21 protein-coding genes and 2 pseudogenes are annotated in these 24818 nt (G+C 58.7%); 14 read left to right on the top strand and 9 right to left on the bottom strand.

Annotated elements, in window-relative coordinates; genetic code table 11:
• Positions 1–64: 64 nt before the first annotated feature.
• A complete protein-coding gene (locus K3J57_RS10745; RefSeq protein WP_259795790.1) occupies positions 65–1093 on the top strand; it encodes a LacI family DNA-binding transcriptional regulator in 1029 nt (342 codons plus the stop codon).
• Positions 1094–1123: 30 nt separating this feature from the next.
• On the opposite strand, the gene iolG is transcribed toward K3J57_RS10745, so the two are convergent.
• From iolG to iolD, 5 genes are read right to left on the bottom strand one after another with little or no spacing between them, the layout of a single operon-like run.
• Complete coding sequence (gene iolG, locus K3J57_RS10740) at positions 1124–2113, bottom strand: inositol 2-dehydrogenase (RefSeq protein WP_259784544.1); 990 nt, start codon at positions 2111–2113, stop codon at positions 1124–1126.
• A gap of 1 nt (position 2114) precedes the next feature.
• Positions 2115–2945: a class II fructose-bisphosphate aldolase gene (locus K3J57_RS10735; RefSeq protein WP_259791673.1), complete on the bottom strand. Its 831-nt coding sequence runs from the start codon at positions 2943–2945 to the stop codon at positions 2115–2117.
• A complete protein-coding gene (locus tag K3J57_RS10730; RefSeq protein WP_259791672.1) occupies positions 2942–3799 on the bottom strand; it encodes a 5-deoxy-glucuronate isomerase in 858 nt (285 codons plus the stop codon). The genes K3J57_RS10735 and K3J57_RS10730 overlap by 4 nt, the downstream gene beginning before the upstream one ends.
• Positions 3800–3811: 12 nt before the next feature.
• Complete coding sequence (gene iolC, locus K3J57_RS10725) at positions 3812–4786, bottom strand: 5-dehydro-2-deoxygluconokinase (protein ID WP_259787055.1); 975 nt, start codon at positions 4784–4786, stop codon at positions 3812–3814.
• Positions 4786–6654, bottom strand: coding sequence for a 3D-(3,5/4)-trihydroxycyclohexane-1,2-dione acylhydrolase (decyclizing) (iolD, locus tag K3J57_RS10720; RefSeq protein WP_259795788.1), 1869 nt, complete (start codon positions 6652–6654; stop codon positions 4786–4788). Before iolD ends, iolC begins: the two co-directional genes overlap by 1 nt.
• A 122-nt stretch (positions 6655–6776) precedes the next feature.
• On the opposite strand from iolD, the gene K3J57_RS10715 reads away from it, so the two are divergent.
• The 3 genes from K3J57_RS10715 to K3J57_RS10705 are packed head-to-tail and all read left to right on the top strand — an operon-like array spanning position 6777 to position 9939.
• Complete coding sequence (locus K3J57_RS10715) at positions 6777–7880, top strand: Gfo/Idh/MocA family protein (protein ID WP_259795787.1); 1104 nt, start codon at positions 6777–6779, stop codon at positions 7878–7880.
• 19 nt (positions 7881–7899) lie between these two features.
• Positions 7900–8793, top strand: coding sequence for a TIM barrel protein (locus K3J57_RS10710; protein WP_259795784.1), 894 nt, complete (start codon positions 7900–7902; stop codon positions 8791–8793).
• A gap of 12 nt (positions 8794–8805) precedes the next feature.
• A complete protein-coding gene (locus tag K3J57_RS10705) occupies positions 8806–9939 on the top strand; it encodes a Gfo/Idh/MocA family protein (RefSeq protein ID WP_259784523.1) in 1134 nt (377 codons plus the stop codon).
• Positions 9940–9941: 2 nt separating this feature from the next.
• On the opposite strand, the gene K3J57_RS10700 is transcribed toward K3J57_RS10705, so the two are convergent.
• Complete coding sequence (locus tag K3J57_RS10700) at positions 9942–10940, bottom strand: LacI family DNA-binding transcriptional regulator (protein WP_259791658.1); 999 nt, start codon at positions 10938–10940, stop codon at positions 9942–9944.
• A 185-nt stretch (positions 10941–11125) separates the two neighbouring features.
• Here K3J57_RS10700 and K3J57_RS10695 point away from each other — a divergent pair, with 185 nt between their 5' ends.
• From K3J57_RS10695 to K3J57_RS10680, 4 genes and pseudogenes are all read left to right on the top strand, one after another.
• Entirely contained in the window at positions 11126–12076 is a 951-nt protein-coding gene (locus K3J57_RS10695; protein WP_259784519.1) for a sugar ABC transporter substrate-binding protein, read from the top strand.
• 73 nt (positions 12077–12149) lie between these two features.
• Entirely contained in the window at positions 12150–13271 is a 1122-nt protein-coding gene (locus tag K3J57_RS10690; protein WP_259791655.1) for an ABC transporter permease, read from the top strand.
• 1 nt (position 13272) lies between these two features.
• Positions 13273–14061 (top strand): ATP-binding cassette domain-containing protein, encoded by a 789-nt coding sequence (locus K3J57_RS10685; RefSeq protein WP_259784515.1) that lies wholly within the window; start codon positions 13273–13275, stop codon positions 14059–14061.
• A gap of 577 nt (positions 14062–14638) precedes the next feature.
• Positions 14639–14909 (top strand): annotated as a pseudogene (locus tag K3J57_RS10680) (hypothetical protein); the annotation flags it as partial.
• Here K3J57_RS10680 and K3J57_RS10675 read toward each other — a convergent pair.
• Positions 14871–15355: pseudogene (locus K3J57_RS10675) on the bottom strand (transposase); the annotation flags it as partial. The pseudogenes K3J57_RS10680 and K3J57_RS10675 sit on opposite strands and share 39 nt — an antisense overlap.
• 457 nt (positions 15356–15812) lie before the next feature.
• Here K3J57_RS10675 and K3J57_RS10670 point away from each other — a divergent pair.
• The 6 genes from K3J57_RS10670 to K3J57_RS10645 all read left to right on the top strand — a co-directional run bounded on the left by K3J57_RS10670 (position 15813) and on the right by K3J57_RS10645 (position 22827).
• Positions 15813–16202 carry a response regulator gene (locus K3J57_RS10670; protein ID WP_259773028.1) on the top strand — a complete coding sequence of 130 codons (390 nt, stop codon included), beginning with the start codon at positions 15813–15815 and terminating at the stop codon, positions 16200–16202.
• Between the two features lie 45 nt (positions 16203–16247).
• Positions 16248–18392, top strand: a complete 2145-nt coding sequence (locus K3J57_RS10665) for a hybrid sensor histidine kinase/response regulator (RefSeq protein WP_259791652.1) — start codon at positions 16248–16250, stop codon at positions 18390–18392.
• A gap of 154 nt (positions 18393–18546) precedes the next feature.
• Entirely contained in the window at positions 18547–19407 is an 861-nt protein-coding gene (gene yghU, locus K3J57_RS10660) for a glutathione-dependent disulfide-bond oxidoreductase (protein WP_259795782.1), read from the top strand.
• A 473-nt stretch (positions 19408–19880) separates the two neighbouring features.
• Entirely contained in the window at positions 19881–20897 is a 1017-nt protein-coding gene (dctP, locus tag K3J57_RS10655; RefSeq protein WP_055190124.1) for a TRAP transporter substrate-binding protein DctP, read from the top strand.
• Positions 20897–21472 carry a TRAP transporter small permease subunit gene (locus tag K3J57_RS10650; protein ID WP_055190122.1) on the top strand — a complete coding sequence of 192 codons (576 nt, stop codon included), beginning with the start codon at positions 20897–20899 and terminating at the stop codon, positions 21470–21472. Before dctP ends, K3J57_RS10650 begins: the two co-directional genes overlap by 1 nt.
• 41 nt (positions 21473–21513) lie before the next feature.
• Positions 21514–22827, top strand: a complete 1314-nt coding sequence (locus tag K3J57_RS10645; RefSeq protein WP_259773023.1) for a TRAP transporter large permease — start codon at positions 21514–21516, stop codon at positions 22825–22827.
• Between the two features lie 254 nt (positions 22828–23081).
• Here K3J57_RS10645 and K3J57_RS10640 read toward each other — a convergent pair whose 3' ends face one another.
• Together K3J57_RS10640 and K3J57_RS10635 are read right to left on the bottom strand one after the other, a co-directional pair.
• Positions 23082–24188, bottom strand: a complete 1107-nt coding sequence (locus K3J57_RS10640) for a CaiB/BaiF CoA transferase family protein (RefSeq protein WP_259775725.1) — start codon at positions 24186–24188, stop codon at positions 23082–23084.
• 10 nt (positions 24189–24198) lie between these two features.
• Positions 24199–24780: a cupin domain-containing protein gene (locus K3J57_RS10635; RefSeq protein ID WP_259775724.1), complete on the bottom strand. Its 582-nt coding sequence runs from the start codon at positions 24778–24780 to the stop codon at positions 24199–24201.
• Positions 24781–24818: the final 38 nt, after the last annotated feature.

Genomic DNA, 24818 nt, shown 5'->3' with positions numbered 1-24818 from the left:
TCACAGGTAGAATATGGGCAGCCGACACTTGATTGTGGTCGAAAACACATCAATAAACCATCAAATGACACATCGCTTCCCCATAAAGGAAATCGCGCGGCATGCCGGGCTTGGAACCGCCACGGTGGATCGTGTGTTGAACAATCGCGCGCACGTAAGTCCACAGACCCGCGTGCGGGTTGAAGCTGCCCTGGCCGAGTTGGAGGCACAGGAACGTCAGCTTTCGGCGCGTGGGCGGCGGATTTTTGTTGATGTGGTTGTCGAGGCGCCGCAGCGGTTCAGTCGCCAAGTGCGTGCTGCCTGTGAAGCTGTCTTGCCTGATCTGACCGAGGCGGTCTTTCGCCCGCGCTTCCTGTTGCAAGAAGTGATGGAGGAGGACGAGATCCTCGCCGCCCTTGCGCGTATCAAGAAGCGCGGAAGTCAGGGGGTTCTTCTGAAGGCGCGGGATGTTGAGGCAATTGCGGACGCGGTGAATGAGCTAGAGGCTGCGGGCATTCCGGTCGTCACTCTGGTGACGGATATTTCGCAGTCCGATCGCTCGGCCTATGTGGGGATCGATAATGCCAAAGCCGGGTTCACCGCTGCCTATCTGTTGGCCAATCTGCTGACCGAACCCACCGGAACGGTTCTGACCTCGCGCAGTCAGGAGGCCTTTCAGGGTGAAGCAGAGAGATTCCTGAGCTTTCGAGAGCGATTTCTGGCATTGCGTCCACACTACGAAGTTCTGGAAATTACGGGAGGAGCCGGGCTGTCCACCAAGACAAAGCGGCGGTTCGTCGCTGGATTGGAAAAGGTGTCTTCAGTGGATGCGGTTTATTCGATGGGTGGGGGCAATCGCGCGATCCTTGATGCGCTCAAGGACACCGGGCGCGCGCCACGGCATTTCATCGCCCATGACCTTGACGCAGATAACCTTTCGTTGCTCAGGCAAGGTGATATTGGGTTTGTTTTACATCACGATTTGTATCACGACATGCGCCAAGCCTTTCGCGCAATCTCGGCGCGTCACGGGTTGTTTCCGCCGGCGGAGAAATCCCAGCTAAGCGACGTGCAGATCATCACGCCGTACAATATTCCCGGGACGGCTGACTGAAGGCATTTGAGCCGCCTTCAGCCTTCGAGGTCAGCTCAAATCAACCGGAGCACCCTCGGCGAGCGATTGCGCGGCAGCGTCTGCCAGAAGTTGCGCCTGCAACCCGTCGAACAGGTTGGGGGACGGGGTGTTCCCCGTCGCGATCGCGTCGATGAAATGGCACATCTCGGCCCGATAGGCAGCTTCATAGCGTTCCAGGAAGAAATGCTGCGCCGGGGCGCGTGTGAAGCCCGATGCGGTGGCCATCTCGACGGTGTTTTCGTGGACGTTATCTGCACGCAGCATCCCGTCTGATCCATGCACCTCGATCCGCTGATCATAGCCGTAACTGGCGCGGCGTGAATTGGTTATCTGGCAGATCTTGCCACTGGCGGTCGTGAGCGTGACGGCCGCAGTGTCTACATCTCCAGCTTTTCCAATCTCGGGATCCACAAGCGACGATCCGACGGCATAGACACGCACCAATTCCTCGCCAAGCAGGAACCGCGCCATGTCCAGATCGTGGATCATCATGTCGCGAAACAGCCCACCAGAGCTTGCGATATAGCTGACCGGGGGCGGAGAGGGGTCGCGCGACTGGATCGTCACGATCTCGACCTCGCCGATCTGCCCTTGGCGCAGACGGGATTGCAGGTCTGCAAAGTTCGGGTCGAAACGCCGGTTGAAGGCGGTCAGGAACGGCACGCCGGCAGCTTCCACAACCTTCATGCAGTCGCGAATGCGATCTGACGACAGGTCCACTGGTTTTTCACAGAAGATGGCTTTGCCCGCGTGGGCGGCGGCATGGATCAGGTCGTAATGGGTATCCGTCGGGGTGCCGATGACAACCGCGTCCACGTCAGCGCTTTCAATCAGGGCCAGGGGCTCCAGCACCTTCGCGCCGGTGCGGTCCGCCAAAGCTTGCGCCGGTTCGGCGAATGCATCCGCAACAGCGGTCACCGAGGTATCGTCGATCTGGCTGATCGAGCGGGCATGTACCTGACCAATCCGGCCACAGCCCAGAAGTCCGATCCGTGTCATCTTAGGCTCCTTTAAACGCTTGCAGGACCCGGCGGGTTGCAACCACAACCGGGTCGTGGGTTTCTTTCAGAATTTGCACGCGGTCAAACCGCGCCGGGTCGGCATTGACCGCGTCGCGCAGGGCGTGTCCGAAGGTCATGCGCAGCTCGGTCCCGATGTTGAACTTGCAGACCTTCGATCCACGAGCAAGCGCGGTGCGCTGGGCGACCGGTACGCCGGATCCGCCATGGATCACCAACGGCACCTCGGTCACGGCCTCGATTGCACGGATGCGGTCAACGTCCAGACCGCCCTCCTTGTCCTGCTGCAAATGCACGTTCCCGACCGAGATTGCCATCGCATCCACGCCGCTGTCGCGGGCAAAGGCAGCGGCTTCTTCCGGGTCGGTGCCGGCTGACCCTTCGCCGCCAGAATAGCCGACGAAGCCGATCTCGCCCTCGCAGGACACGCCCGCCGCATGGGCCATTTCGGCAATCGCGGCGGTCTCGTCGATGTTCTGTTGAAGCGGCTTGCGCGACCCGTCGAACATCACCGAGGTAAACCCGCTGTCGATCGCCTCGCGGCATTCATCGAACGTGTACCCGTGGTCAAGGTGCGCCACGACTGGAACCGATGCGGCTTCGGCCAAATGGCGAAACATCTTGCCCAACACCGGCAAGGGCGTGTGCTCGCGGCAGGATGGACCTGCCTGCAAAATGACCGAGACGCCTTCGGCCTCGGCCGCCGCCACATAGGCGCGCATCTCTTCCCAGCCCAGCGTGACCAGACCGGCCACGGCGTAGCCTTCCTTCAGCGCGGGCTGAAGGACATCTTTCAACGTCACAAGACTCATTTGAACTTCGCCACCATGTCCATGATGCCGGGAATGGTCTGCAGCTGCGCTTCATGCGTCGGCTGGAAGTATTGCTTCAGCGACCGCTGGCTGAGGCCACCCAGAATGGTGAAATAGTACATCTGGTAGCCCGGCAGAACCGCGCAGGGGTGATAACCCTTGTCCAGCAAGATCGTCGAGCCATCCATGATATGATAGGCGTCGCCCGGCTTGTTGTCTTCACGTTGCAACATCTGCACGCCCGAGCCGTAGTTCGGCTTGAAGCGGAAGTTATAGGTTTCGTCGTGGCGGGTTTCGATCATCCCACCATTGGGGTCAGGGCGGTCGGTGTCGTGCTTGTGCGACGGGAAGCCGGACCAGCCGCCTTCGCCCACGGTGTAAAGCTCGGAGACCAGCAGGCGACCCACGCGATCATGGTGGTTCGCGCCAAGGATATGCTTGATCTTGCGGTGGGTCTTGGTGTCGTCCGATCCGTATTGCACGACGTCCAGTTCGGCCTCGCGCACATCGAAGGGTTCTAGCACCTTGTCGTATTTCGCACCGGCGATGAAGGTCTCGGTCGCGTCGGTTTTACAGGTGATACGCACCTTCGCGCCGACCGGGACATAGACACCCTCGGGCTCGCCGTCCCAGACGTCTTCGGTGCGGTTGCCAAGGTCCGGATACACGGCCCCGTCAACATCCACATCAACTGTGCCGGTGGCAGGCACCACGCAGGTCTCATAGCCGGGCACGGCGTATTCGAAGACCTCGCCCTTTTTCAGTTTGACGATGTTAAAATAGTTCAGCGGGACCAGTGCGTTATCCGCATCTACGATGGGTTTGTTCTGGTTGTCATGAGGCGCAATGTGCATTGGGCTCTCCTTTCATTCTGTTGGGCCGGGGTGCGAGGCCAGGAAGGCCTCAAGCTCGGCGGTTGTGGGCATGGCATTGGCGCAGCCGGGTTTCGAGACGACGATGGAGGCACAGGCCGAGCCGCGCAGGACGGCATCGCGCAACGAATGCCCCGCGGCGATCGAGGCCAGCAGCCCCGCCATGAAGCTGTCGCCAGCGCCATTGGGTTTGACGGCGGTGACGGGATAAATTCCGGTGCGGATCTCTTGACCGTCGACCAAAGTGATCGCGCCTTCGTGGCCCATCTTGTAGACCACCATGCGCCCTTCGGCGGCCAGCGCACGCGCTTTGTCGAGCCCTTTGTCGATGCCGCCTGCCATGAAGCCAAACTCCTCGTCATTGCCGACGATCAGATCACTTGCTTCGCCTGCGCGTGACAGGACGTCTGCCGCGACCTCGGGCGATGGCCAGCTATAGGGGCGATAGTCGATGTCAAAGATCACCGGCAGCCCGGCCTTTCGGGCATTGTCAAACGCCCGGAAGGTGGCCGAGCGCGAGGGGTCGGCGGCAAAGACGGTGCCTGCGGTGATCAGTGCCGTAAAGGCAGAGTAGTCGACCGCATCCATATCCGCTTCGGTGACTTGGAAGTCGGCAGCGCCATTGCGATAGATAACGTTCTGGAAATCGTCGATGCAGCTTTCATAGACCGCCAGCGATGTGCGGGCCTCGCCACCGACTGCACGGACATAGCGGGTCTCGACGCCGTAATCTTTCAGGCGGTTTACGCAGAACCGTCCGACCGCATCATCCGAGACCGACGTCACCAGCGCGGCTTCAGACCCAAGCTTCACCAGCCCCGCGCAGATATTGGCGGACGAGCCGCCCAGATCAGCGCGGAACGTGGCCGCGTCTTCGCTTTTGGTGCCAATCGGGTCGGCGAACATATCCATGCCCGCACGTCCAAAGACCGCAAAACGATTGCCCTTGATACCTTCGATCAACGCCATCATACGCCCCGACGCTGTTTCGAACGGCTGGCTTCCCAATCGATATGGGCCGCGCGTACCTTCTCATCTTCAGTGATGTGTGGTGTGCCGACTTCCCACCAGGCGTGACCTTCCGTGGTCCAGCCGTCGTAGGGGTCCACATCCATCACAATCACATAGGTTTTGTCGGACGCCTTGGCGCGTTTGAACGCCTCGCCAAGCTCGGCAGGGTTTGAGACCTTCTCGGCCGTTGCCCCCATTGACGAGGCATGGGCCACGAAATCGACGCCGAAGGGCTGCGGGATCGTCGGGCAGTCCTCAAGCAGGTTGTTGAAGCTTTCATTCCCGGTGTTGTTCTGAAGCTTGTTGATGACCGCGAAGCCACCATTGTCTAGCAGCATAACGATCATCTTCTTGTCTGACAGGACGCTGGAATAGATGTCCGAGTTCAGCATCATATAAGAGCCATCGCCGCAGAAGGTGATTACGTCTTGATCGGGCTCCATCTGGGCCTGCGCGATGCGTGCGCCCCAAGCGCCTGCGATCTCGTACCCCATGCAGGAAAAGCCGAACTCGACATCGACCGTGCCAATGTCTAGCGTGCGCCAGTTGGCCGTTACTTCGGCAGGCAGACCACCTGCGGCAGCGACTACACGATCACGTCTGTCGCACAATGCGTTCACCACACCGATGGCCTGCGCGTAGGAATTTGGGCGGTTCCCGTAAGAGACGTTCTTTTCAACGTAATCGTCCCAGCTTTTCCGCTCGGCCTGCGCGAATGCGACCCAATCAGCGGGGGCTTTGTAACCGGTTGCTGCATTTAGCGCATTAAGGCTCAGCTTTGCGTCCCCTACAACGGGAAGGGACATGTGCTTGCCGGCGTCATGCCGCGCCGCGTTGATCGAGATGAACTGCGCATCCTTGTCAAAGGCGGTCCAAGATCCGGTGGTGAAGTCCTGCAGGCGGGTGCCGACGGCGACGATCACGTCTGCTTTCTCGGCAATCGCGTTGGCGCTGTCCGATCCGGTCACGCCGATGGGGCCAATGTTCAGCGGATGGTTGGCCAGCATGTTGGCGCGTCCGGCGATGGTCTCGACCACGGGGATGTTGTGGGTCTCGGCAAAGGTGGTCAGCTCGTCGACAGCGCGCGAGTACTGCACGCCACCGCCTGCGATGATCATGGGACGTTCGGCATCAGCGAGGGCAGCGACCGCATCGGCGATCTCGGCCTCGTCTGGTGATTGCCGACGAATGCGGTGCACCTTCTTTTCAAAGAACTTGACCGGATAGTCATAGGTCCAGCCCTGAACATCCTGCGGAAGGCCAAGGAAAGCCGGGCCGCAATCAGCGGGGTCCAGCATTGTGGCGATTGCGGCCGGCAACGACTGGATCACCTGCGCCGGGTGGCTGATACGATCCCAGTAGCGGCTGACCGGTTTGAACGCGTCATTCACGCCGAAAGTTGGATCATAGAAGTTCTCCATCTGCTGCAATACGGGGTCGGGCAGGCGGGTCAGGAACGTATCGCCGCATAGAAGCAGCATGGGCAGGCGGTTGGCGTGGGCCAATCCGGCAGCCGTTAGAAGGTTCGCAGTGCCCGGTCCAGCACTTGCCGTGCAGAACATAAAGCGCTGGCGCAGCCAGGTCTTGGCATAGCCCGCGGCGGCGAATCCCATGCTCTGTTCATTCTGTCCTCGATACAGCGGCAGCTCGTCGCGCACCGTATTCAAGGCTTCGCCCAGACAGGTCACATTGCCGTGCCCAAAGATGCCGAAGCCGCCGCCACACAGGCGGAGTTCCTCTCCGCCTATTTCGATGAACTGGTTGGAAAGCCAGCGAATGATCGCCTGAGCGGTGGTCAGGCGGATGGTGTCGTCTTGCGCAGACATGTCAGCGTATCTCCCACGGGAAAAATTAGTGCGGTGCCGAATGCGGCTTGCGGGGTTTCGATTCTCAGGATACAGTTTTTGCAACCGGTTGCAAATTGTTTTCAAACGAGGGAGGCGTCGACGTGGCACAGATCGGCATCGGCATACTTGGCGGGGGCTACATGGGTAAAGCGCATGCAGTGGCCATGTCCGCTGTTGGCGCGGTGTTTGGCACCGCGCTTCGACCGCGCTTGGAAATGGTCTGCGCCTCGTCCCCGAACAGCGCTGAACATTACCGTCAAGCGTATGGATTCGCTCGCGCGACAGACAACTGGCGCAGCTTGGTCGAAGATGATGCGGTTGAGGCGATCGTTATCGCCACTCCACAAGAAACCCACCGGCAGATCGCCGAGGCCGCCTTTGCCTTGGGTAAGCCCGTCTTCTGTGAAAAGCCCTTGGGGGCGTCGCTGGACGATAGTGTGGCTATGGTGTCTGCCGCCGAGGCTTCGGGTGTGACCAATATGGTTGGCTTCAACTACATCCGCACCCCCGCTAGCCAGTACGTTCGCGCCTTGATCAAAGCCGGAGAAATCGGCGAGATCACGTGGTTTCGTGGTGAGCACACTGAGGATTTCTATGCTGATCCACAGACCCCGGCCAGCTGGCGCACCAGCGGCATGGCCAACGGCACGATGGGGGACCTCGCGCCCCATATGGTGAACGCAGCACTTGCGCTGTTGGGTCCGATTGCGCGGGTCATGGCCGAGGTTGAAACCGTTCACACTGACAGGCCGGGCGGGCGCGTGACCAATGACGACCACGCCCAGATGATGTGCCGCTTTGAAAATGGCGCGATGGGGCAGATGTATTTCAGCCGCATCGCGACGGGGCGCAAGATGGGCTATGCTTACGAGATTACCGGCACCAAGGGCGCAATCCGCTTTGATCAGGAAGATCAGAATGCGCTTTGGCTGTACCGGATGGACGATCCCGAACCCGAGCGTGGCTTCCGCAAGATCCTGACGGGTCCCGCCCATCCTGACTATGAACCTTTCTGTCAGGGGCCGGGACACGGCACCGGGTATCAGGACCAGATCATTATCGAGGCACGTGACTTCCTGCGGGCCATCGAAACCGGCGTGGATGTGTGGCCCACCTTCCGTGACGGGCATGAAGTAAACCGGGTGATTGCGGCGGGGCTTGCCTCGTCCGACAGTCAGTCCTGGAAAGATATCAACGACTTCTGAGCATCGGAGACACGAAAAGATGAGCATCAGAATTGGCAATGCACCCTGTTCCTGGGGTGTTGAATTTGCGGATGATCCGCGCAACCCGACCTGGCGATCAGTCCTGAAGGACTGCGCTGAGGCGGGCTATAAGGGCATTGAACTTGGCCCTGTCGGGTTCATGCCTGAAGACCCAACCGAGCTGGGCGAAGCTTTGGCCGAACATGATCTGGAACTGATCGGCGGTGTTGTGTTCCGTGCCTATCACGACCCGGACGCATGGGACGACGTTCTGGATGCCACACACCGCACAGCGCGGGCGTTGAAGGCGCATGGCGCGCAGCATCTTGTGCTGATCGATTCAATTTCGCCGCGCCGCGCCCCGACTGCTGGTCGGGCAGCCGAAGCCGAGCAGATGGGCAAGGCCGAGTGGGTGGCCTATCGCGACCGGATCGCGGAAAGCGCCCGGATTGGCGCAGAGGAATATGGCCTGACCGTCGGCATCCACGCCCACGCTGCGGGCTTCATGGATTTCGAACCAGAGCTTGAGCGTTTGCTTGATGAGGTTGACGAGAGCCTTCTGAAAATATGCTTTGACACGGGTCACCACTCCTATGCCGGGTTTGATCCCGTGGCGTTCATGAAGCGCCATGTCGGACGGATTTCCTATATGCATTTCAAGGACATCGATCCGAAGGTGAAAGCCGACGTGATCGAGAACCGCACCGGGTTCTATGACGCCTGTGGGCAGGGGATTTTCTGTAATCTGGGTGAAGGCGACGTGGACTTCCCCGCCGTCCGCCAGGTGCTGTTGGATGCAGGGTTCGAGGGCTGGTGCACGGTCGAACAAGACTGCGACCCGACGCTTGATCCGGATCCGGTGGGGGATGCCCGCAAGAACCGCGAATACCTGGAATCCATCGGCTTCAAGTAAGGAGATACCATCATGACGAAATTGAAATGGGGCATGATCGGTGGCGGCGAAGGCAGCCAAATCGGTCCGGCGCACCGCCTTGGTGCCCTCGCGGATGGCCGTTTTGAATTCACCGCAGGGGCCTTGGATCACCGTCCTGACGTGGGGCGTGAGTATGCGCAACGTCTAGGCATCTCAGCGGACCGTGCCTATGGCGATTGGGAAGAGATGCTTGCAGGCGAAAAAGACCGAGACGACAAGATCGATCTGGTCACTGTCGCTACACCCAACGCGACGCATTTCGAGATCACCAAGAACTTTCTGGAAGCCGGCTTTAACGTGCTGTGCGAAAAGCCGATGACCATGACGGTCGAGGAAGGCGAAGAGATCGTGAAAATTGCCGAGAAATCGGGCAAGATCTGCGCAGTGAACTACTGCTACTCGGCCTATCCGATGGTGCGACAGGCGCGCGCGATGGTGCGCGCGGGCGAAGTTGGCAAGATCCGTCTGGTCGTCACCAGCTTCAGTCATGGACATCATGGCGATGCAACAGACGCGGACAATCCGCGCGTGCGCTGGCGCTATGACCCTGAAATGGCGGGGGTTTCCGGGCAGTTCGCCGATTGCGGCATCCATGCCTTGCACATGGCGAGCTTCATTTGTGACGACGAGGTGCAGCGCCTCTCGGCCGACTTTGCCTCGACCATTCCGTCGCGGGTTCTGGAAGATGACGCGATGGTCAATTTCCGTATGGAAGGCGGCACTGTCGGGCGGCTTTGGACCTCGTCAGTGGCCATCGGTCGCCAGCACGGGTTCGACATTCAGGTGTTTGGGGAAACTGGTGGGCTTCGCTGGGCCTCTGAGCAACCCAACCAGCTGGTCTACACCCCGGTTGGCGGACGTACCCAGATTATCGAGAAGGGTGAAGGCGGGCTGCATGAAGACGCGCAGCGCCTTAGCCGAGTGGCCATTGCCCATCCCGAGGGCTTCCCGCTGGCCGTCGCCAACATCTATTGTGATCTGGCGGATGCGATTTCTGGCGCGGATCGCGACGGGCTGCCCAACGCAGCGGACGGCGTGCGCTCAATGGCGGCAGTTCACACAGCGGTGGCGTCGGCCAAGGATGGCGGGGCGTGGATGGACGCGCGTCCGCCGATGTTCAGGTAAGCTTACGAGGCGGGGCGCAAAGTGCCCCGCTCGACGATCGAACAAGGGAAGATCCGGGCCTCGGGATAGCGGTCTGGTTCGTCCAGCATCGCGACCATAAGTTCAATGGACGAGGTCACAATCTGCCGGATGGGCTGGTGAATCGTGGTCAGGTCGATGTTCTCCCAGCGCGCCATTTCCATATCGTTCAGGCCGATGATGCCAATGTCTTCCGGGACGCGCAGATTGCTGTCTTTGATGGCAGACAGGGCGCCGATCGATAGCACGTCATCGCCGCAGAAATAGGCCTGCGCGGGGGAGGTGTCGATCAGCCGCAGCATCTCTTTCCGTCCGGCGTCGAAGGAATAGGCCTCGGCGAAAGAATGTGTGGTCTGAATGTTTGGGTGCTTGGTTATTTCTGACATGAACCCGGCAAAGCGGTCTTGGGTTGAGGTTGCATCCTCTGGCCCGCCCATGAAGGCCACATGCGCATACCCGCGTGCGATCAGGGTCTGTGCGGCCATGCGCCCGCATTCCACGTTGTCGATGCCGACCACATGCACTTGCGGAGCCGAAGAATACCGGCCAAAGCTGTGTACAACCGGGACGCCCGCATCGCGGAAGGCCTTGGCGAAGCCCGGCGGCAAGGTGGAGGACGCGACGACGACACCGTCGACGGAATACTGGCGCAACATCTGCACCGAGTTTTCGGGATCTGTTTCATCAGACAGGTTGACCAGAAGAGGGCGCAGGCCCCGATCCTGCAGGCCGCGTGTGAACAGGTCAAACACCTCAAGGAAGATCGGGTTGTGAAAGTTGTTCGAGACAAGGCCGATCAGTTTCGTGCGCCCCGTGGTCAGAGACGAGGCCAAGGCGTTCGGGCTGTAGCCAAGCTCGCGCGCGGCCTTTTCGACCTTGCGCCGCATCTTGTCCGAGACCGAGGCGCCATCGGTGAAGGTGCGCGAGACGGCTGAGCGGGATACGCCTGCGCGCTCTGCAACCTCTTTCAACGTAACGGCCATGCTGTGTTTGCCTTCTTAACTTGCTTCTGCGATCCTTTTAGCGGGTTTCTGCGGTCCCTGCAGTATGAAATGCACTCCGTCATTTTGCAACCGGTTGCAAAATGGTTCGAGGTGTGTTTTATTTGAGTCGAGAGGCGGAGAAGACCGCTCTCGCACCGTGAAAAGGTGAATTTTGGGAGGAAATCATGACTTCACTTACGAAGAAACTTGCGCTTGCGGCTGCTGTGGCTGCGGCGCCGCTGATGGCGGCGACCACCGCCTCGGCCGAGGGCGAGAAATACATCCTCGTCAGCCATGCGCCTGACAGCGACAGCTGGTGGAATACGATCAAGAACGGAATTGCGCTGGCGGGCGAACAGATGGGTGTCGAGGTTGAATACCGCAACCCGCCCACCGGCGATCTGGCGGATATGGCGCGCATCATCGAGCAGGCTGCGGCCTCTGGTCCGAATGGAATCATCACCACTCTGGCGGATTATGACGTTCTGTCCGGCCCGATCAAATCGGCCGTGGATAGCGGCGTTGACGTGATCATCATGAACACCGGCACCCCGGAGCAGGCCCGCGAAGTCGGCGCCCTGATGTATGTGGGTCAGCCGGAATATGACGCGGGTTATGCGGCCGGTCTGCGCGCCAAGGGCGATGGCGTGGGCAGCTTCCTTTGCGTAAACCACTATATTGTGCAGCCATCTTCGCAAGAGCGGTGTCAGGGGTTTGCTGACGGTCTGGGTGTTGAGCTGGGCACGCAGATGATTGATGCGGGGCAGGACCCGGCGGAAATCAAGAACCGCGTGCTGGCCTATCTGTCGGCCAACCCGGACACGGATGCGGTTTTGACCCTGGGGCCGACATCGGCTGATCCGACCCTTCTGGCGCTGGAAGAAAACGGCATGGCGGGCGACATCTATTTCGGCACCTTCGATCTGGGGGGCGAGATTGTCAAAGGCATCAAATCCGGTGTGATCCAGTGGGGCATCGACCAGCAGCCCTTCCTGCAGGCCTATCTGCCGGTTGTGGTTATGACCAATTTCCACCGTTACGGTGTTTTGCCGGGCAACAATATCAACTCTGGCCCCGGTTTCGTGACCGCAGACGGGCTTGAGAAGATCGAAATGTTTGCAGGCGAATACCGCTGATCTTCTCCCGAAGGGCGACCGGAGCAATTTGGTCGCCCTTAATCCACCCTGATCAAGGACCCAGAGGCATACCATGTCCCAAGCACCCACCAAACCTGTGGTCGATGAGAGAATCAAGACCCGGTCCCGCTTTCGCGAAGCGCTGATCCGCCCCGAATTGGGAGGCATCGTCGGCACCGTCGCCGTCTTCACTTTCTTCCTGTTGTTTGCCTTCGACAGCGGCATGTTCAACAGCCAGGGCATGATGAACTGGTCCACCGTTTCGGCCCAGTTCATGATTATCGCCGTAGGGGCCTGCCTGTTGATGATTGCGGGCGAGTTTGACCTGTCGGTCGGGTCGATGATCGGCTTTGCGGGCATGTTGATCGCGATTTTCAGCGTGACCCTTGGCTGGCCGGTCTGGTTCGCGATCCTGCTGACCTTTGTTATCTGCATTGCCATTGGGGCGTTGAACGGGTTCATCGTGATCCGCACGGGGCTGCCAAGTTTCATCGTGACGCTGGCCTTCCTGTTCATCCTGCGTGGGTTTGCCATTTTCCTGCCGCAGGTGATTGAGCGCAAAACCATTATCGGCGGGATCAAGGACGCGGCCGAAGGCGACTGGCTGGCGCCGATCTTTGGGGGCAAGATCCTGACCGGCCTGTTTCAGTGGCTTGGTGACACCGGCATGATCGCGGTTTTCGAGCGCGGCACCCGCAAGGGTCAGCCCGTTGTGGACGGGGTGCCGATGCTGATCATCTGGGCGATCCTTCTGATCGTGTTTGGCCATGTGCTGTTGACCAAAACCAAGTTCGGCAACTGGATCTTCGCCTCGGGTGGCGATGCCGAAGCGGCGCGCAACTCGGGTGTGCCAGTCAACAAGGTCAAGATCCTGATGTTCATGTTCACCGCCTTCTGTGCGACCATCTTTGCGGTCTGCCAGGTGATGGAGTTTGGCTCGGCCGGCGCGGATCGGGGGCTTTTGAAAGAGTTCGAAGCGATCATTGCTGTGGTCATCGGCGGCGCTCTTCTGACCGGTGGCTATGGTTCGGTGCTGGGGGCGGCCCTTGGCGCGCTGATCTTCGGCGTCGTCCAGCAGGGCCTGTTCTTTGCCGGTGTCGAAAGCAGCCTGTTCCGTGTGTTCTTGGGCGTGATCCTTTTGGGGGCCGTGATCCTGAACACCTATATTCGTCGCATCATCACGGGGGAGCGTTGATATGAATCCGGAAAAAGCTCCAATCATCCAGATGAAAAACATCGAGAAGCATTTCGGCAGCGTCATCGCGCTGGCAGGTGTCTCGCTTGAGGTCTTCCCTGGCGAATGCCATTGCCTGCTGGGCGACAATGGCGCGGGCAAATCGACCTTTATCAAAACCATGTCCGGAGTGCATCAGCCCACCCATGGCGAGATCTATTTCGAAGGCAAACCGATGAGCTTTGCCGACCCGCGTGACGCGATCAGTGCAGGGATTGCGACGGTGCACCAGCATCTTGCGATGATCCCGCTGATGTCGGTCAGCCGGAACTTCTTTATGGGCAATGAACCAGAGAAGAAGGTCGGTCCGATGAAGTTCTTCGACCATGACTATGCCAATCAGGTCACCATGGACGAGATGCGCAAGATGGGCATCAACCTGCGTGGCCCAGATCAGGCCGTGGGCACCCTGTCGGGTGGTGAACGCCAGACGGTTGCCATTGCCCGCGCCGTGCATTTCGGTGCCAAGGTGTTGATCTTGGACGAGCCGACCTCGGCCTTGGGTGTGCGTCAGACGGCGAATGTGCTGGCCACGATCGACAAAGTCCGTAAACAGGGGATCGCTGTGGTTTTTATCACGCACAACGTACGCCACGCGCTTGCGGTTGGGGATCGTTTCACGGTGCTTAATCGCGGCAAAACGCTGGGCACGGCGCAGCGCGGACAGATTACCCCTGAAGAGTTGCAGGACCTGATGGCTGGCGGGCAGGAACTTGTCGCGCTTGAGGGCAGCCTTGGTGGCACGGTGTAGGGCATCATGGCCCCTGCGGGGGTGTTGAAACCTTAAAAGGCGGAGCTGTCAGGCTTCGCCTTTTTCGATTGGTGTTGCCATTTGAGTGGAGCCAACGGAATGTCTTGAAGGGGGTTAGGTTGACACACTCTCAAGGGCCAGCTTTCTACAATTTGAATCAAAGCCGATGATGGAAGTGTGGGAATGCCCCTAAAAATATTTGTGTTTGCCATACTGGGGGCGCTGGCTGGACACTTCAGGGATGTGTTGAGGCTGACACGCAAAGGACTTCGAATATTGCTCAGCAAGGCCATCGTGTTGCTGGGGCAGGGGACGCGGTTTTCGTCCGGCGAGACGTTCTGGTGCAGGCAGGTCAGGAGGCGATCAACAGCGCCTCGTCGAGGAGCAAACGCAGTGGCCGATCCTAATTTGATCAGCACGGAGGGGCTATTCCCCATTCGGGCGTGGCAAGCATAAACACCTATCCGATTGTCGTGCCACCCAACCTGCCACTGCCTGACGTCAGCGCCAATGGGACAGTTTAGGTCGATTTGATAAGAGAGGGTTTCTGGCACTTCGTAACCAACAAGGAGTGGAGATGAGGCAGAAGCCCGGTGCCCGCAAGAGCTTCGGCGAGAAGATCGTCAAAGACATCCGCCGCGCCACGCGCAAGCAGTATTCAGTTGAGTGAGCCCGTGAACGCCATTGGTCCGAGTGATCGGGTGAACAAGATCAGGATCGTGCTGGACGGCCTGAAGGGTGAAGACAGTATTGCAGAGCTGTGCCGTCGCGAGGGCATTGCTCAGAGCCTGTATTATAGCTGGTTTAAAGAGATCGTCGGTGAGCTTGCGGTAGCCATAGACCTTGCCGCTGTCCGCCCAAGCCTGCCGGATCAGCTCGGTTTGCCGTTCATCTTCCAGTGCGCGGTGGCTTAACGGTTCCTTAAGCCATGCATAGAACCCGCTGAAATGAACCCGAAGCACCCGGCACATGGCCCGGATGTCGAACTCCTCGCGATGTGCACGGATGAAAGGGTACTACATTGGGACCCTCGCGCGAAGTACACGGTTGCCTTTTTTAGGATGTCACGCTCCTCCGTCACCCTGGCCAGTTCGCGCTTAAGTCGCCGGTTCTCGGCTTCATGATCCACGTCGGGCTTCTTTGGTGCCGGCTCACGGAATTGCTTCTTCCACTTGTACAAAGAATGTGTGCTGACGCCCAAACGCCGGGAAACCTCCCGAACCGGATACCCCCGCACCGTGATCTGATGCACCGCATCACGCTTGAACTCGTAAGCCCCTGACAGCACGATGATGCGTTTTGCGCCAGCATGAATTCTGGACCCGGTGCGGGAAGGCAAGGGCAACGGCCCCGCTACCGGCACGAAATTTGGTGGGTTGTCTGGCGACATCCCCTTCCCATGGCACAGTCATCTGGTACAGTTCAGATAAGTACCTCTGGTGTGGTTCAAGCTAACCCACTGGCATCGTTGCATCGGCAGATTGAAATAGGATATCCCTTCGTCTCCGTCATTTCATATCAGTGATAGAGTTGATCGAGTGTTTGGGGTGAACAGCCCTCAGGGCTGTTTTCGTTTCTCCTTGCCTAACAGACTTCGCTTCAAGCGCCCCTTGCGCCTTCATAATGCCGCCAACCATCGGGAAATTTGTTTTCGGGTGTCGAAAGCGGTTGCATATTGATGCATCTCAAAGTTTTACTGACAGCTCAAACTATCCTTCAAGTTGCGTGAGCGCAGTTAGGGCCATTTTGACATGAAGCAACTGTATATTGCAGATGACAATTCCGATTTTGCTCTGTTCCTCAAAACGGTGGCTGAGCGCGATGGCTGGTCTGTTGTGGTCTGCGCAAATGGGCGGGAGCTTCTGGATCAGGTGCAGTTGGCAGGGGGGGCAGCCCTTTTGCTGGTGGATATCAATATGCCCGAACTGGACGGGATCCAGGCGGTTGAGGGGTTGGCCGGGGTGGATCGCCCGTTGCGGATACGCTTCATGACCGGGGGGGCGGATACGTCGATCATGGCGGCCAAGATGATTGCGCGTGCAAGAAGCCTGTCCGTGGGGCGCAATATTTTCAAACCGGTCACCAAGGATCGGTTGTTGTCAATCCTGGCAGATGAGGCGACTTTGCTTGCGGATGGATGAGGTCGTGGGGATGAGTGGCGCATATCACGGCCATGGGGGGTATCTTTGACAGTTCCCTTTTCTTCCGAAGCACCGCTTCAATCAGCCTCCGGTCAGGCGTTTTTCGATCAGTTTGTGCAATTTGCAGGCCTGCAGCTACAGGCTGAGATGGTCACAATCGGTGCGTTTCGGATGTTTGAACACGAGCGGGTGCAGGTCTGTGCCAGCTCGTTCAGGGACAATGATCGTGCGTTGTTTGAGTATGAAACCCTGGGGGCGCCATGCCATGAAGTGGTGGTGTCGGGGCGGGCTCTGGTCGTGTTGGGTAATGTGCAAAACCTCTATCCGCGGGACAGTTTTTTCCGGCGCTACGGGTTTCACTCCTATGTGGGGATGCCGCTTCGAAACTCGGTTGGGGAAATCATTGGGCTGGTGCAGGCCAGTTGGAAACGCAAGGTCGGCGAGGAAGACAGCCGGTCCGCGCTTGAGTTGCTTGAACGATTTTCGGCCCGTCTGGGGTATGAGCTGGAAATGCGCGGAAAGATCGCGACGCTAAGTGCGCTTTTGCAGGATGCCGAGGCGGATGATAGCAACGCGCGGTTTCCGCGATTGGCTGCCAGCTTGCAGGCGGCGCTGGCGCTGAAAACAGTGTTTATCGCCGAATGTGTCGACAGTGATCCCGACCATTTCCGTATCCTCGGATATTGCCTGGCCGGGGTGGATGTGCCCGCGCTTCAGGGGGCGCTGGTCCCTTATGAGGGGTCCCCTTGTGAAGGGCTGCGGAAGAGAAGGAAGCTCCTGATCGAAGAGGGGTTGCAACAGATGTTTCCCAATCAGCCCGCCTTTGCCGAACAGGGGGTGCAGGCTTATCTGGGAATTGCTTTGCGTGATGCAGAGGGGCGGGTCATTGGTCACGTCGCTTTGCTAAATGACCGGCATATGTCGGAACGATTGGGAGAGAGCGATTTGTTGCGGCTGCTTGTGCATCGGGTTGAGACCGAGCTGCGTCGCCACCAGTCGGATCAGCTGCGCCGTGCGGCGGAGGCTGCGTTTCTGATCAAACAGAAGACCGAAAGCCTGGGATTGATGGCAAGCAGCCTGTCGCATGATTTCAACAATTTGCTGGCCAGTATGGTTGGGCATTCAGAGCTTGCTTTGGACGTGCTGGAACCGGACCATCCGGCGCGCAACAGCCTTGATGTGATCAGTTCGTGCCTGGAGGCGTCCACCAGCCTTGTGGGGCGCCTTCTGGATTATGCCAAAGGGGCGGGTGCCGGTCAGATGCAGCCGGTGCAATTCGGAGAGACCATCCGTGAGGCGCTGCGATTGTTGCCCTTTTCAGCGACGCAATTTGACCTGCAGCTGGAGCTGCCCGAACAGCCATTCTGGGTGCAGGCGGACAAGACGCAGATTGCCCAGTTGCTGATGAACCTCGTGCTGAACGCGATGGAGGCCATGACGGAAGGCGAGGGTCGCATCACAATCCGGCTGCAGCGCCGCCCGCTGACATTGGAGGAGCGCGGGCGCATGGTGTTTGAACCTGCTCGCACCAAAGGGGAGTGTGTGCTTCTGGAGCTGTCTGACACAGGTCCGGGCATGTCGGCCGAGGTCGCGGCAAAAGTGTTTGATCCCTATTTTACCACGAAAGAGAACGGCAAGGGTCTGGGGATGGCGGCGGTGCTGGGGATTGCCCGCGCCCATGGGGCGTCGATCATGCTGGACACAGAGGAAGGGCAGGGGACCACGTTCCGCTTCGCCTTTCCGCCGGTGGCAGCGCCGTCTGCCGGGGCTGACAAAGCGACATGTGTGGACGGCGTGGTGCAGGGGGGTGATGCGCGTGCGCAGAAGGTTTTGGTGGTGGATGACGAAGAGGTCTTGGGGGCGATGCTCAGAACCTCTCTGACCAAGGCAGGATATGCCCCGTTTGTTGCACAGGGGTGCGATGGCGCGCTGGCTTTGATGCGCAGCAAAGGGCCGTTTGATTGTGCCTTGATCGACATCACCATGCCGGGCCGCAATGGTTGGGAAACCTATCGCGCGCTGGCGGATATCCAGACGGGCCTCAAGGCCATCATGATGAGCGGCTTTTCCATTTCGCCTGCGGATGCAGGGTTTCCGGAACTGGCGGATTTCCCGTTTGTGACAAAGCCTTTCCGACCGTCGCAACTCCTCCCGGTTCTGGCGGAGGTGCTGAAACAGCCAGACACCTGATCCCTGGTGGCGGGTTGGGGTTTCACGGATTTTTCATCGTTTTTCCCGGCGGGATCATGGTCTGCCCATTGCCTTTGGGCCGGGGCGTTCCATATCTTCCGTGTAAAGCAGCCGCCAGCCCAGGTGCTGGTCACAGACGTGGTAAGGAGAACCAATGGCACCCAAAGACATATATGAACCGCCGAAGGTCTGGACCTGGGATGAGGAAAACGGGGGCGAATGGGCCAAGATCAACCGACCCATTGCCGGGGCCACACATGACAGGGAATTGCCGGTCGGTGACCACCCGCTCCAGCTTTACTCTCTGGGCACGCCGAATGGTCAGAAGGTCACCATCTTGCTGGAAGAGCTGCTGGCGCTGGGCGTTGCGGGGGCGGAGTATGATGCCCACCTGATCCGCATCGGTGAGGGCGACCAGTTTTCCTCCGGCTTTGTGGCGGTGAACCCAAACTCGAAAATTCCCGCGTTGTTCGACCGTGACACCGGGACCCGCGTGTTTGAAAGCGGTCACATTCTGCTCTACCTCGCTCAGAAATTCGGCCACTTCCTGCCAGAAGATCTGTCCCATCGGACCGAGGTCATGAACTGGCTGTTCTGGTTGCAGGGATCGGCCCCCTATCTGGGTGGCGGTTTCGGGCATTTCTACGCCTATGCGCCAGAAAAATACGAATACCCCATCAACCGCTTTACGATGGAGGTCAAGCGGCAGATGGATCTGCTGGACCGCGAGCTGGCAGAGCATCGCTTCCTTGGCGGCGACAGCTATACAATTGCCGATATTGCAACCTGGCCCTGGTATGGCAACCTGGTGCTGGGGCAGGCCTATGGCGCGGGGGAGTTCCTGCAGGTCGAAAGCTACAGGCATCTGCGGCGCTGGGCGGAAGAGATTCTGGAGCGTCCCGCCGTTCAGCGCGGTCGTATTGTGAACCGCACCTGGGGCCCGGAAGAGGAACAGCTGCACGAACGCCATGACGCGTCGGATTTCGAGCGGCTCAGCCAGGGCGACGTGACCTGAAACGCAGCAAGAGGTATCACTGATCCGGGTGTTTCGAGGCAAATACGCGCCTCAGGATTGACCCGAAACGCCTGAGCCCCCCAATCGCACCCTGAGCCTGACGGTTCAGGGTGTTTCTGTTTGCGATAACGAAATTTACCTGGGGGACGTCAATCAGGATTCGAATCGTGACCTAGGGCAGCTTATGCGACAATTTTGTGCGCGTTCAGCATGGAAAACCGCAAAAAGATAACTTGCAATAATTCGTTAGAATTCATGGTAAATCTCTGAAAATAAAAAATATTACAAAAACACCCCTGTCTCTTTTGATCAAAAGTGCGCATGAAATTGCGCAAAAACGCCGCGTAAATTGCTTAAAATATTGCGCGGCATTGGCGGGATGCTGTAGGAGCCGGAGGCATACCGGCCTGCTGCTCTGCGTGACCGGACGGTATCCCTGAAGACTGTGAGGCCTTGCCTCGGGAGGAGACAAAATGACTTTCACAACCTTTACGCGCCGCGCGGCCCTTGGTGCCCTGGCCGGTGCTGCCGCCCTGGCCACCGTTGCGACCACCGCGTCGGCTGACACCGTGCGCCTGCGGTTCCACACCTTCTATGGCACCGAGATCGACCCGATCGCCAAGAAGTTCCGTGATGCGGTCAAGGAGGCCTCGAACGGCACGCTGCGGATCCAGTATTTCCGCGGTGGCGAGCTGGTGGCTTCGGACCAGTTTGCAGATGCTGTTGCCAAGGGCACCGTCGACATCGTGCACGGCACTGGTGGCTACTGGTCGGGTCAGATTGACGTGGGCAATATCGAAGCTGGTCTGCCGGGCGCATGGGCAACCGTGGAAGAGGCCAAGGGCCTGTTCGAAAGCGCCGAAGTGGATGCGCTGCTGACTGAGGCCTATGCCGAAGCGGGCACCGTTTATCTGGGCAAAGGCTATGGCCACAACTACGACCTTCTGACCAAAGAGCCGGTGACCTCGCTGGAAGATCTGAAAACCCGCAAAATCCGCGCCACCTCGAACGTGGCCAAGGTTCTGTCGGCCTTTGATATCCCGACCGTTTACCTGCCCGCGCAGGAACTTTACATCGGCATGTCGACCGGCGTGATCGATGGTGCGATCTACGGTGGCCCGGTGGAATACGAGCAGCTGAAACTGCACGAGACCGCCACCAACTACACCTTCATGAACATGCTGATGCCGGGGTGGACCGAAACCTTCCTTGCCAACCCCGACAGCTGGAACAAGCTTTCGGATGAGCATAAGGACATCCTGAAAACCGCGATCCAGCAGTTTGCCGACGACATCCACCAGTGGCTGGCTGATGGCAATGAAGGCGTGGCTGAAGGCACGTTCCAATACGCCACCCTGCCGGATGCGGACAGCAAAGCGCTGACCCAGGCCGCGCAAGGCGTGTGGCAGGAAGAAGCCGCCCGCAGCCCGCGTAACCAGAAGTTTATTGACGCTCTGGTTGCCAATGCGAAGGCCCAAGGGCGCCTGTAATGGGTTGGGTGACAAGATATCTTGTCATTCAAGATGGCCTGTCCGAGTTCGTCGGACGGGCCATTTCTTGGTTGACGCTTGCGATGATTGCCGTGCTGATGCTGGAAATTATCGCACGCTATTTCCTTAATTCGCCCACGATCTGGGCGCATGAAATGTCGACGATGCTCTATGGCGGTTTCTGCATTCTCGCAGGTGCCTTCACGCTGCGCCATGGCGGACATGTGCGCTCCGAGGTGATCTGGGGCATGTTGGGCGAGCGCGCCCGCGCCACCTGTGACGTGATCATTTTTGCCATCGGCCTGCTGGTCATGGGGATCTTTTTTGTCATGGCGGTCGAGTTTGCCGCCGAAAGCTGGGCGGTGCGCGAATATTCGAACAAGTCGATCTGGCAGCCGGCGCTTTATCCGATCAAGACGGTGATCCCGGTGGCTGTCGGGCTGGTCTGGCTGCAGAACCTGGCCGAGTTCCTGCGCGCCTTCCTGACCATGCTGGGGATTGATTTCGAAGATCCGCGCGATGGCGAGGACAGTTCGCAGACCGACCCGGAATATGTACCCGAGGCGCAAGACTAATACGAAAAAGGGGCGGAACGGGCCCCGGTTGGGAGTGTAAAATGGCGGATCTGGATCCCCTTACGATCACTGCGATCATGTTTTTGTCGATGCTGGGGCTGATGGCGCTGGGCGCGCCGCTGGCCTGGGCCTTGACCATTTGCGGCGTGGGCAGTGCCTGGATGATTTACGGGGATGGTGGGCTGGACCTGCTGATTTCCTCAACCTTCTCTGCGATGGACAATTTCCTTCTCGTGGCCCTGCCAATGTTCATCTTCATGGGGTTGGTGCTGCAGCGATCGGGCATTACCGATGACCTGTTTGAAATGATTCACAAGCTGATGGGCCGTCTGCCCGGCGGGCTTGGCATCGGTACGGTGATCATCTGTGCGCTGATTGCGGCCATGGCGGGCGTGTCCGGGGCGGCAACTGTGTCGCTGGGGATCATTGCGCTGCCGGCGATGCTGAAGCGCGGATATGACAGCAAGCTTGTGACCGGGACAATCATGGCCGGGGGCGCGTTGGGCTTTCTCATCCCCCCTTCGGTTCTGATGATCATCTATGCCTTCCTGTCGCGTGACAGCGTGGGCAAGCTTTTTGCCGCGGGCCTTGTTCCGGGCCTGATGCTGGCCGGTATTTATATCACCTATATCCTCGTGCGTTGCCGTATCAACCCGCTGATGGGCCCCCCGGCAGAAGAGCAGTTCTCGGCCAAAGAGAAATTCCTGTCGCTGCGTTTCCTGATCGCGCCGGGTATCCTGATTGTCACTGTTCTGGGCTGTATCATCGGCGGTGTAACCTCACCCTCCGAAGCCTCTGCCATTGGGGCGTTCGGCGCGCTGGTCATTGCCGGGATCCAGCGCCGTCTCAGCTGGGACATGCTGCGCTATGTCATGCTGACCACCACCAAGCTGATGGGCATGCTGATGTGGATCACCATCGCGGCCGTGTTCTTTTCGAAGATCTATGTGGGGCTGGGGGCCGGGCAGATTGTCGGCGAGTTGATCGAAGATTTCGACCTGTCGCCAATGTGGGTAATCATTGCCATGCTGGCCACCTACTTTGTGCTCGGCATGTTTCTGGATGACTTTGCGATCGTGTTCATCACGGTGCCGCTTTTTGTGCCAATTGTCCGTGACCTTGGCTTTGATACTACCTGGTTTGCGGTGCTGTTCATCCTGTCGATGCAGTCGGCCTATCTGACGCCCCCGTTCGGATACAACCTTTTCTACATGCGCTCTGTGGCGCCGCCCGAGATCACCATCGTGGATATCTACAAAGCGGCATTGCCCTTTGTGGTGCTGCAGATCATCGGGTTGGCGCTGGTTGTGGCCTTCCCGGAAATCGCCCTCTGGCTGCCGAACCTGTTGTTCTAAGCCAAACCAGATCCGGCGCTGCACCCCGTGGCGCCGGCCCGTGTCTGTTCAGACACTCCCATAACTGGCCGCCCGGTCCTGTTTTCAGGCGGGCGGCCTTTTTTGTTGTGGTCTTGGGAGGGGAGGTGGATTTCGAAGAAAACTAGAAAACTAGAAAACTAGAAAACTAGTTTTCTGGCTCTTTGCCCATTTCCACAGGACCCAAAAAAGGCCGGGCGGAATGGCCCGGCCTTATGTTCGTTTTTGGGGCAGGATCAGGGTTTCGGCAAGACGGGTGCCGATTTGTCCAGAGCCAGGCTCGCATCTGAAAAGACCCAGGGTCCACGAACCCCACGCACCCCTTCCGGTGCAATTTCCATGCCCCGGTGTTTGATCTGAGCGTCGTCAAATGCTTCACCGATCGAGTTGATCGGGCCAGCGGGCACCGTGGCGGCCTCCAGCGCGTCCAGAAGATCGGCCTTTTGCCATTTCTGCGTTTCCTGCTCGATTTCGATCGTCAGAACCTCTCGGTTCTCAACGCGCAGCTGATTGGTGGCAAAATCGGGATTTTCCCGCAGATCTTCGCGGTCGATCACCTCGCAGAACCGTTGGAACTGCCCATCATTGCCAACGGCCAGAATGAAATGCCCGTCCGCTGTCGGCAGAACCTGATAGGGCGCAATATTCGGATGCGCGTTCCCGCGTCGCTCAGGGCTTTCGCCTGTGGCCAGATAATTCATCGCCTGATTGGCCAGCATCGCCGTGGCGCAATCCAGAAGGGACATGTCGATATGCTGGCCCTTGCCGGTGCGGTGGCGTTGCTCAACTGCGGCCAGCACGCCAATGGTACCGTAAAGCCCGGTCACGATATCAGTGACCGCGACCCCCACTTTCTGGGGCTGACGATCCGGCTCGCCAGTGATCGACATCAGCCCTGACATGCCCTGCAGCAGGAAATCATACCCCGCCCGTTTGGCATAGGGGCCATCCTGCCCAAACCCGGTGATCGAGCAATAGATCAGGCGCGGGTTCAGATCTTTCACGCTGTCATAATCCAGCCCGTATTTGGCAAGCCCGCCAACCTTGAAATTTTCGATCAGAATGTCCGCGTCCCGGATCAGGTCACGCACCTGCGCCTGCCCTTCGGGGGTGCGGAAATCGCATGTCACGCAGTCCTTGCCCCGGTTGGCGGCATAGTAATAGGCAGCACTTTTGTCGCCGTCGCGTTCAATGAACGGAGGCCCCCATTTGCGGGTGTCATCGCCCGCCGGGCTCTCCACCTTGATGACATCTGCGCCCAGGTCGGCAAGCGATTGGCCAATCCAGGGGCCCGCGAGAATTCGGGCAAGTTCGACAACTTTTAGTCCGGCAAGTGGGGTCATGTGAGATCCTTTATAGGTATGGTGGAGTGCATGCAGATATGACTTTGCATACTCTGTCTGAGTTATTTTTGAATCTGTGTGGTTCTCTTGAGTTGAAGAGGTATGCGTCGCCGGCTTTGAGGGTTCTGGTTTCTGGCCCGACGGTGATTTCGAGTTCGCCTTCGATGACGATACCGCCTTCATTTGCGTCATGTTCGATCATGGTTTCGCCTGTATCGGCGCCGGGTTCGTATCTTTCGTGTAGGATCTGGAGGCCGTGGAGTTTTGCGTCTCCGACCTGTTTGAGGGTTATTTTTTTCTGGGCGGCTTCGTTTCCCTGGTAGAGGAGGGATGTGAGGTCTCTGAGTTCAGCGGGTGTGAAGAAGTTTTGTGAGGTTGTTGTTGCGTCGGGTTCAAAAAACTCTGACATGGAAATTCCGAAACCGCCCAGAATTTTGCGCAAACTTGCGACGGAAGGGCTGGATCTGTTGGTTTCGATCATCGAGATCTGCCCGTGTGGCACGCCTGCGGATTCGGCGAGCTGCCTTTGAGACATGTTGAATTGCTGTCTTAGCTGCTTCAAACGGGTGCCAACGTCAAATTCGTCCACCATGGATTGGGTCCTTTCATCGCTTTTTGCCAGATTGGGCG

The organism is Aliiroseovarius crassostreae (genome assembly GCF_025137635.1).
Lineage (GTDB): Bacteria > Pseudomonadota > Alphaproteobacteria > Rhodobacterales > Rhodobacteraceae > Aliiroseovarius > Aliiroseovarius crassostreae.
The sequence above is the reverse complement of the archived record's forward strand: the minus strand, read 5'-3'. Positions and strand labels throughout refer to the sequence as shown.

Excerpts from the sequence above, each read along its gene's own strand:
- K3J57_RS10640 (WP_259775725.1), bottom strand. The coding sequence starts at position 24,188 with ATGACCCCACTTGCCGGACTAAAAGTTGTCGAACTTGCCCGAATTCTC.
- K3J57_RS10735 (WP_259791673.1), bottom strand. The coding sequence starts at position 2,945 with ATGAGTCTTGTGACGTTGAAAGATGTCCTTCAGCCCGCGCTGAAGGAA.
- K3J57_RS10730 (WP_259791672.1), bottom strand. The coding sequence starts at position 3,799 with ATGCACATTGCGCCTCATGACAACCAGAACAAACCCATCGTAGATGCG.
- iolC (WP_259787055.1), bottom strand. The coding sequence starts at position 4,786 with ATGGCGTTGATCGAAGGTATCAAGGGCAATCGTTTTGCGGTCTTTGGA.
- K3J57_RS10710 (WP_259795784.1), top strand. The coding sequence starts at position 7,900 with ATGAGCATCAGAATTGGCAATGCACCCTGTTCCTGGGGTGTTGAATTT.
- K3J57_RS10745 (WP_259795790.1), top strand. The coding sequence starts at position 65 with ATGACACATCGCTTCCCCATAAAGGAAATCGCGCGGCATGCCGGGCTT.
- K3J57_RS10670 (WP_259773028.1), top strand. The coding sequence starts at position 15,813 with ATGAAGCAACTGTATATTGCAGATGACAATTCCGATTTTGCTCTGTTC.
- K3J57_RS10650 (WP_055190122.1), top strand. The coding sequence starts at position 20,897 with ATGGGTTGGGTGACAAGATATCTTGTCATTCAAGATGGCCTGTCCGAG.
- K3J57_RS10700 (WP_259791658.1), bottom strand. The coding sequence starts at position 10,940 with ATGGCCGTTACGTTGAAAGAGGTTGCAGAGCGCGCAGGCGTATCCCGC.
- dctP (WP_055190124.1), top strand. The coding sequence starts at position 19,881 with ATGACTTTCACAACCTTTACGCGCCGCGCGGCCCTTGGTGCCCTGGCC.
- yghU (WP_259795782.1), top strand. The coding sequence starts at position 18,547 with ATGGCACCCAAAGACATATATGAACCGCCGAAGGTCTGGACCTGGGAT.
- K3J57_RS10645 (WP_259773023.1), top strand. The coding sequence starts at position 21,514 with ATGGCGGATCTGGATCCCCTTACGATCACTGCGATCATGTTTTTGTCG.
- K3J57_RS10705 (WP_259784523.1), top strand. The coding sequence starts at position 8,806 with ATGACGAAATTGAAATGGGGCATGATCGGTGGCGGCGAAGGCAGCCAA.
- iolD (WP_259795788.1), bottom strand. The coding sequence starts at position 6,654 with ATGTCTGCGCAAGACGACACCATCCGCCTGACCACCGCTCAGGCGATC.
- K3J57_RS10690 (WP_259791655.1), top strand. The coding sequence starts at position 12,150 with ATGTCCCAAGCACCCACCAAACCTGTGGTCGATGAGAGAATCAAGACC.
- K3J57_RS10685 (WP_259784515.1), top strand. The coding sequence starts at position 13,273 with ATGAATCCGGAAAAAGCTCCAATCATCCAGATGAAAAACATCGAGAAG.
- K3J57_RS10695 (WP_259784519.1), top strand. The coding sequence starts at position 11,126 with ATGACTTCACTTACGAAGAAACTTGCGCTTGCGGCTGCTGTGGCTGCG.
- K3J57_RS10635 (WP_259775724.1), bottom strand. The coding sequence starts at position 24,780 with ATGGTGGACGAATTTGACGTTGGCACCCGTTTGAAGCAGCTAAGACAG.
- iolG (WP_259784544.1), bottom strand. The coding sequence starts at position 2,113 with ATGACACGGATCGGACTTCTGGGCTGTGGCCGGATTGGTCAGGTACAT.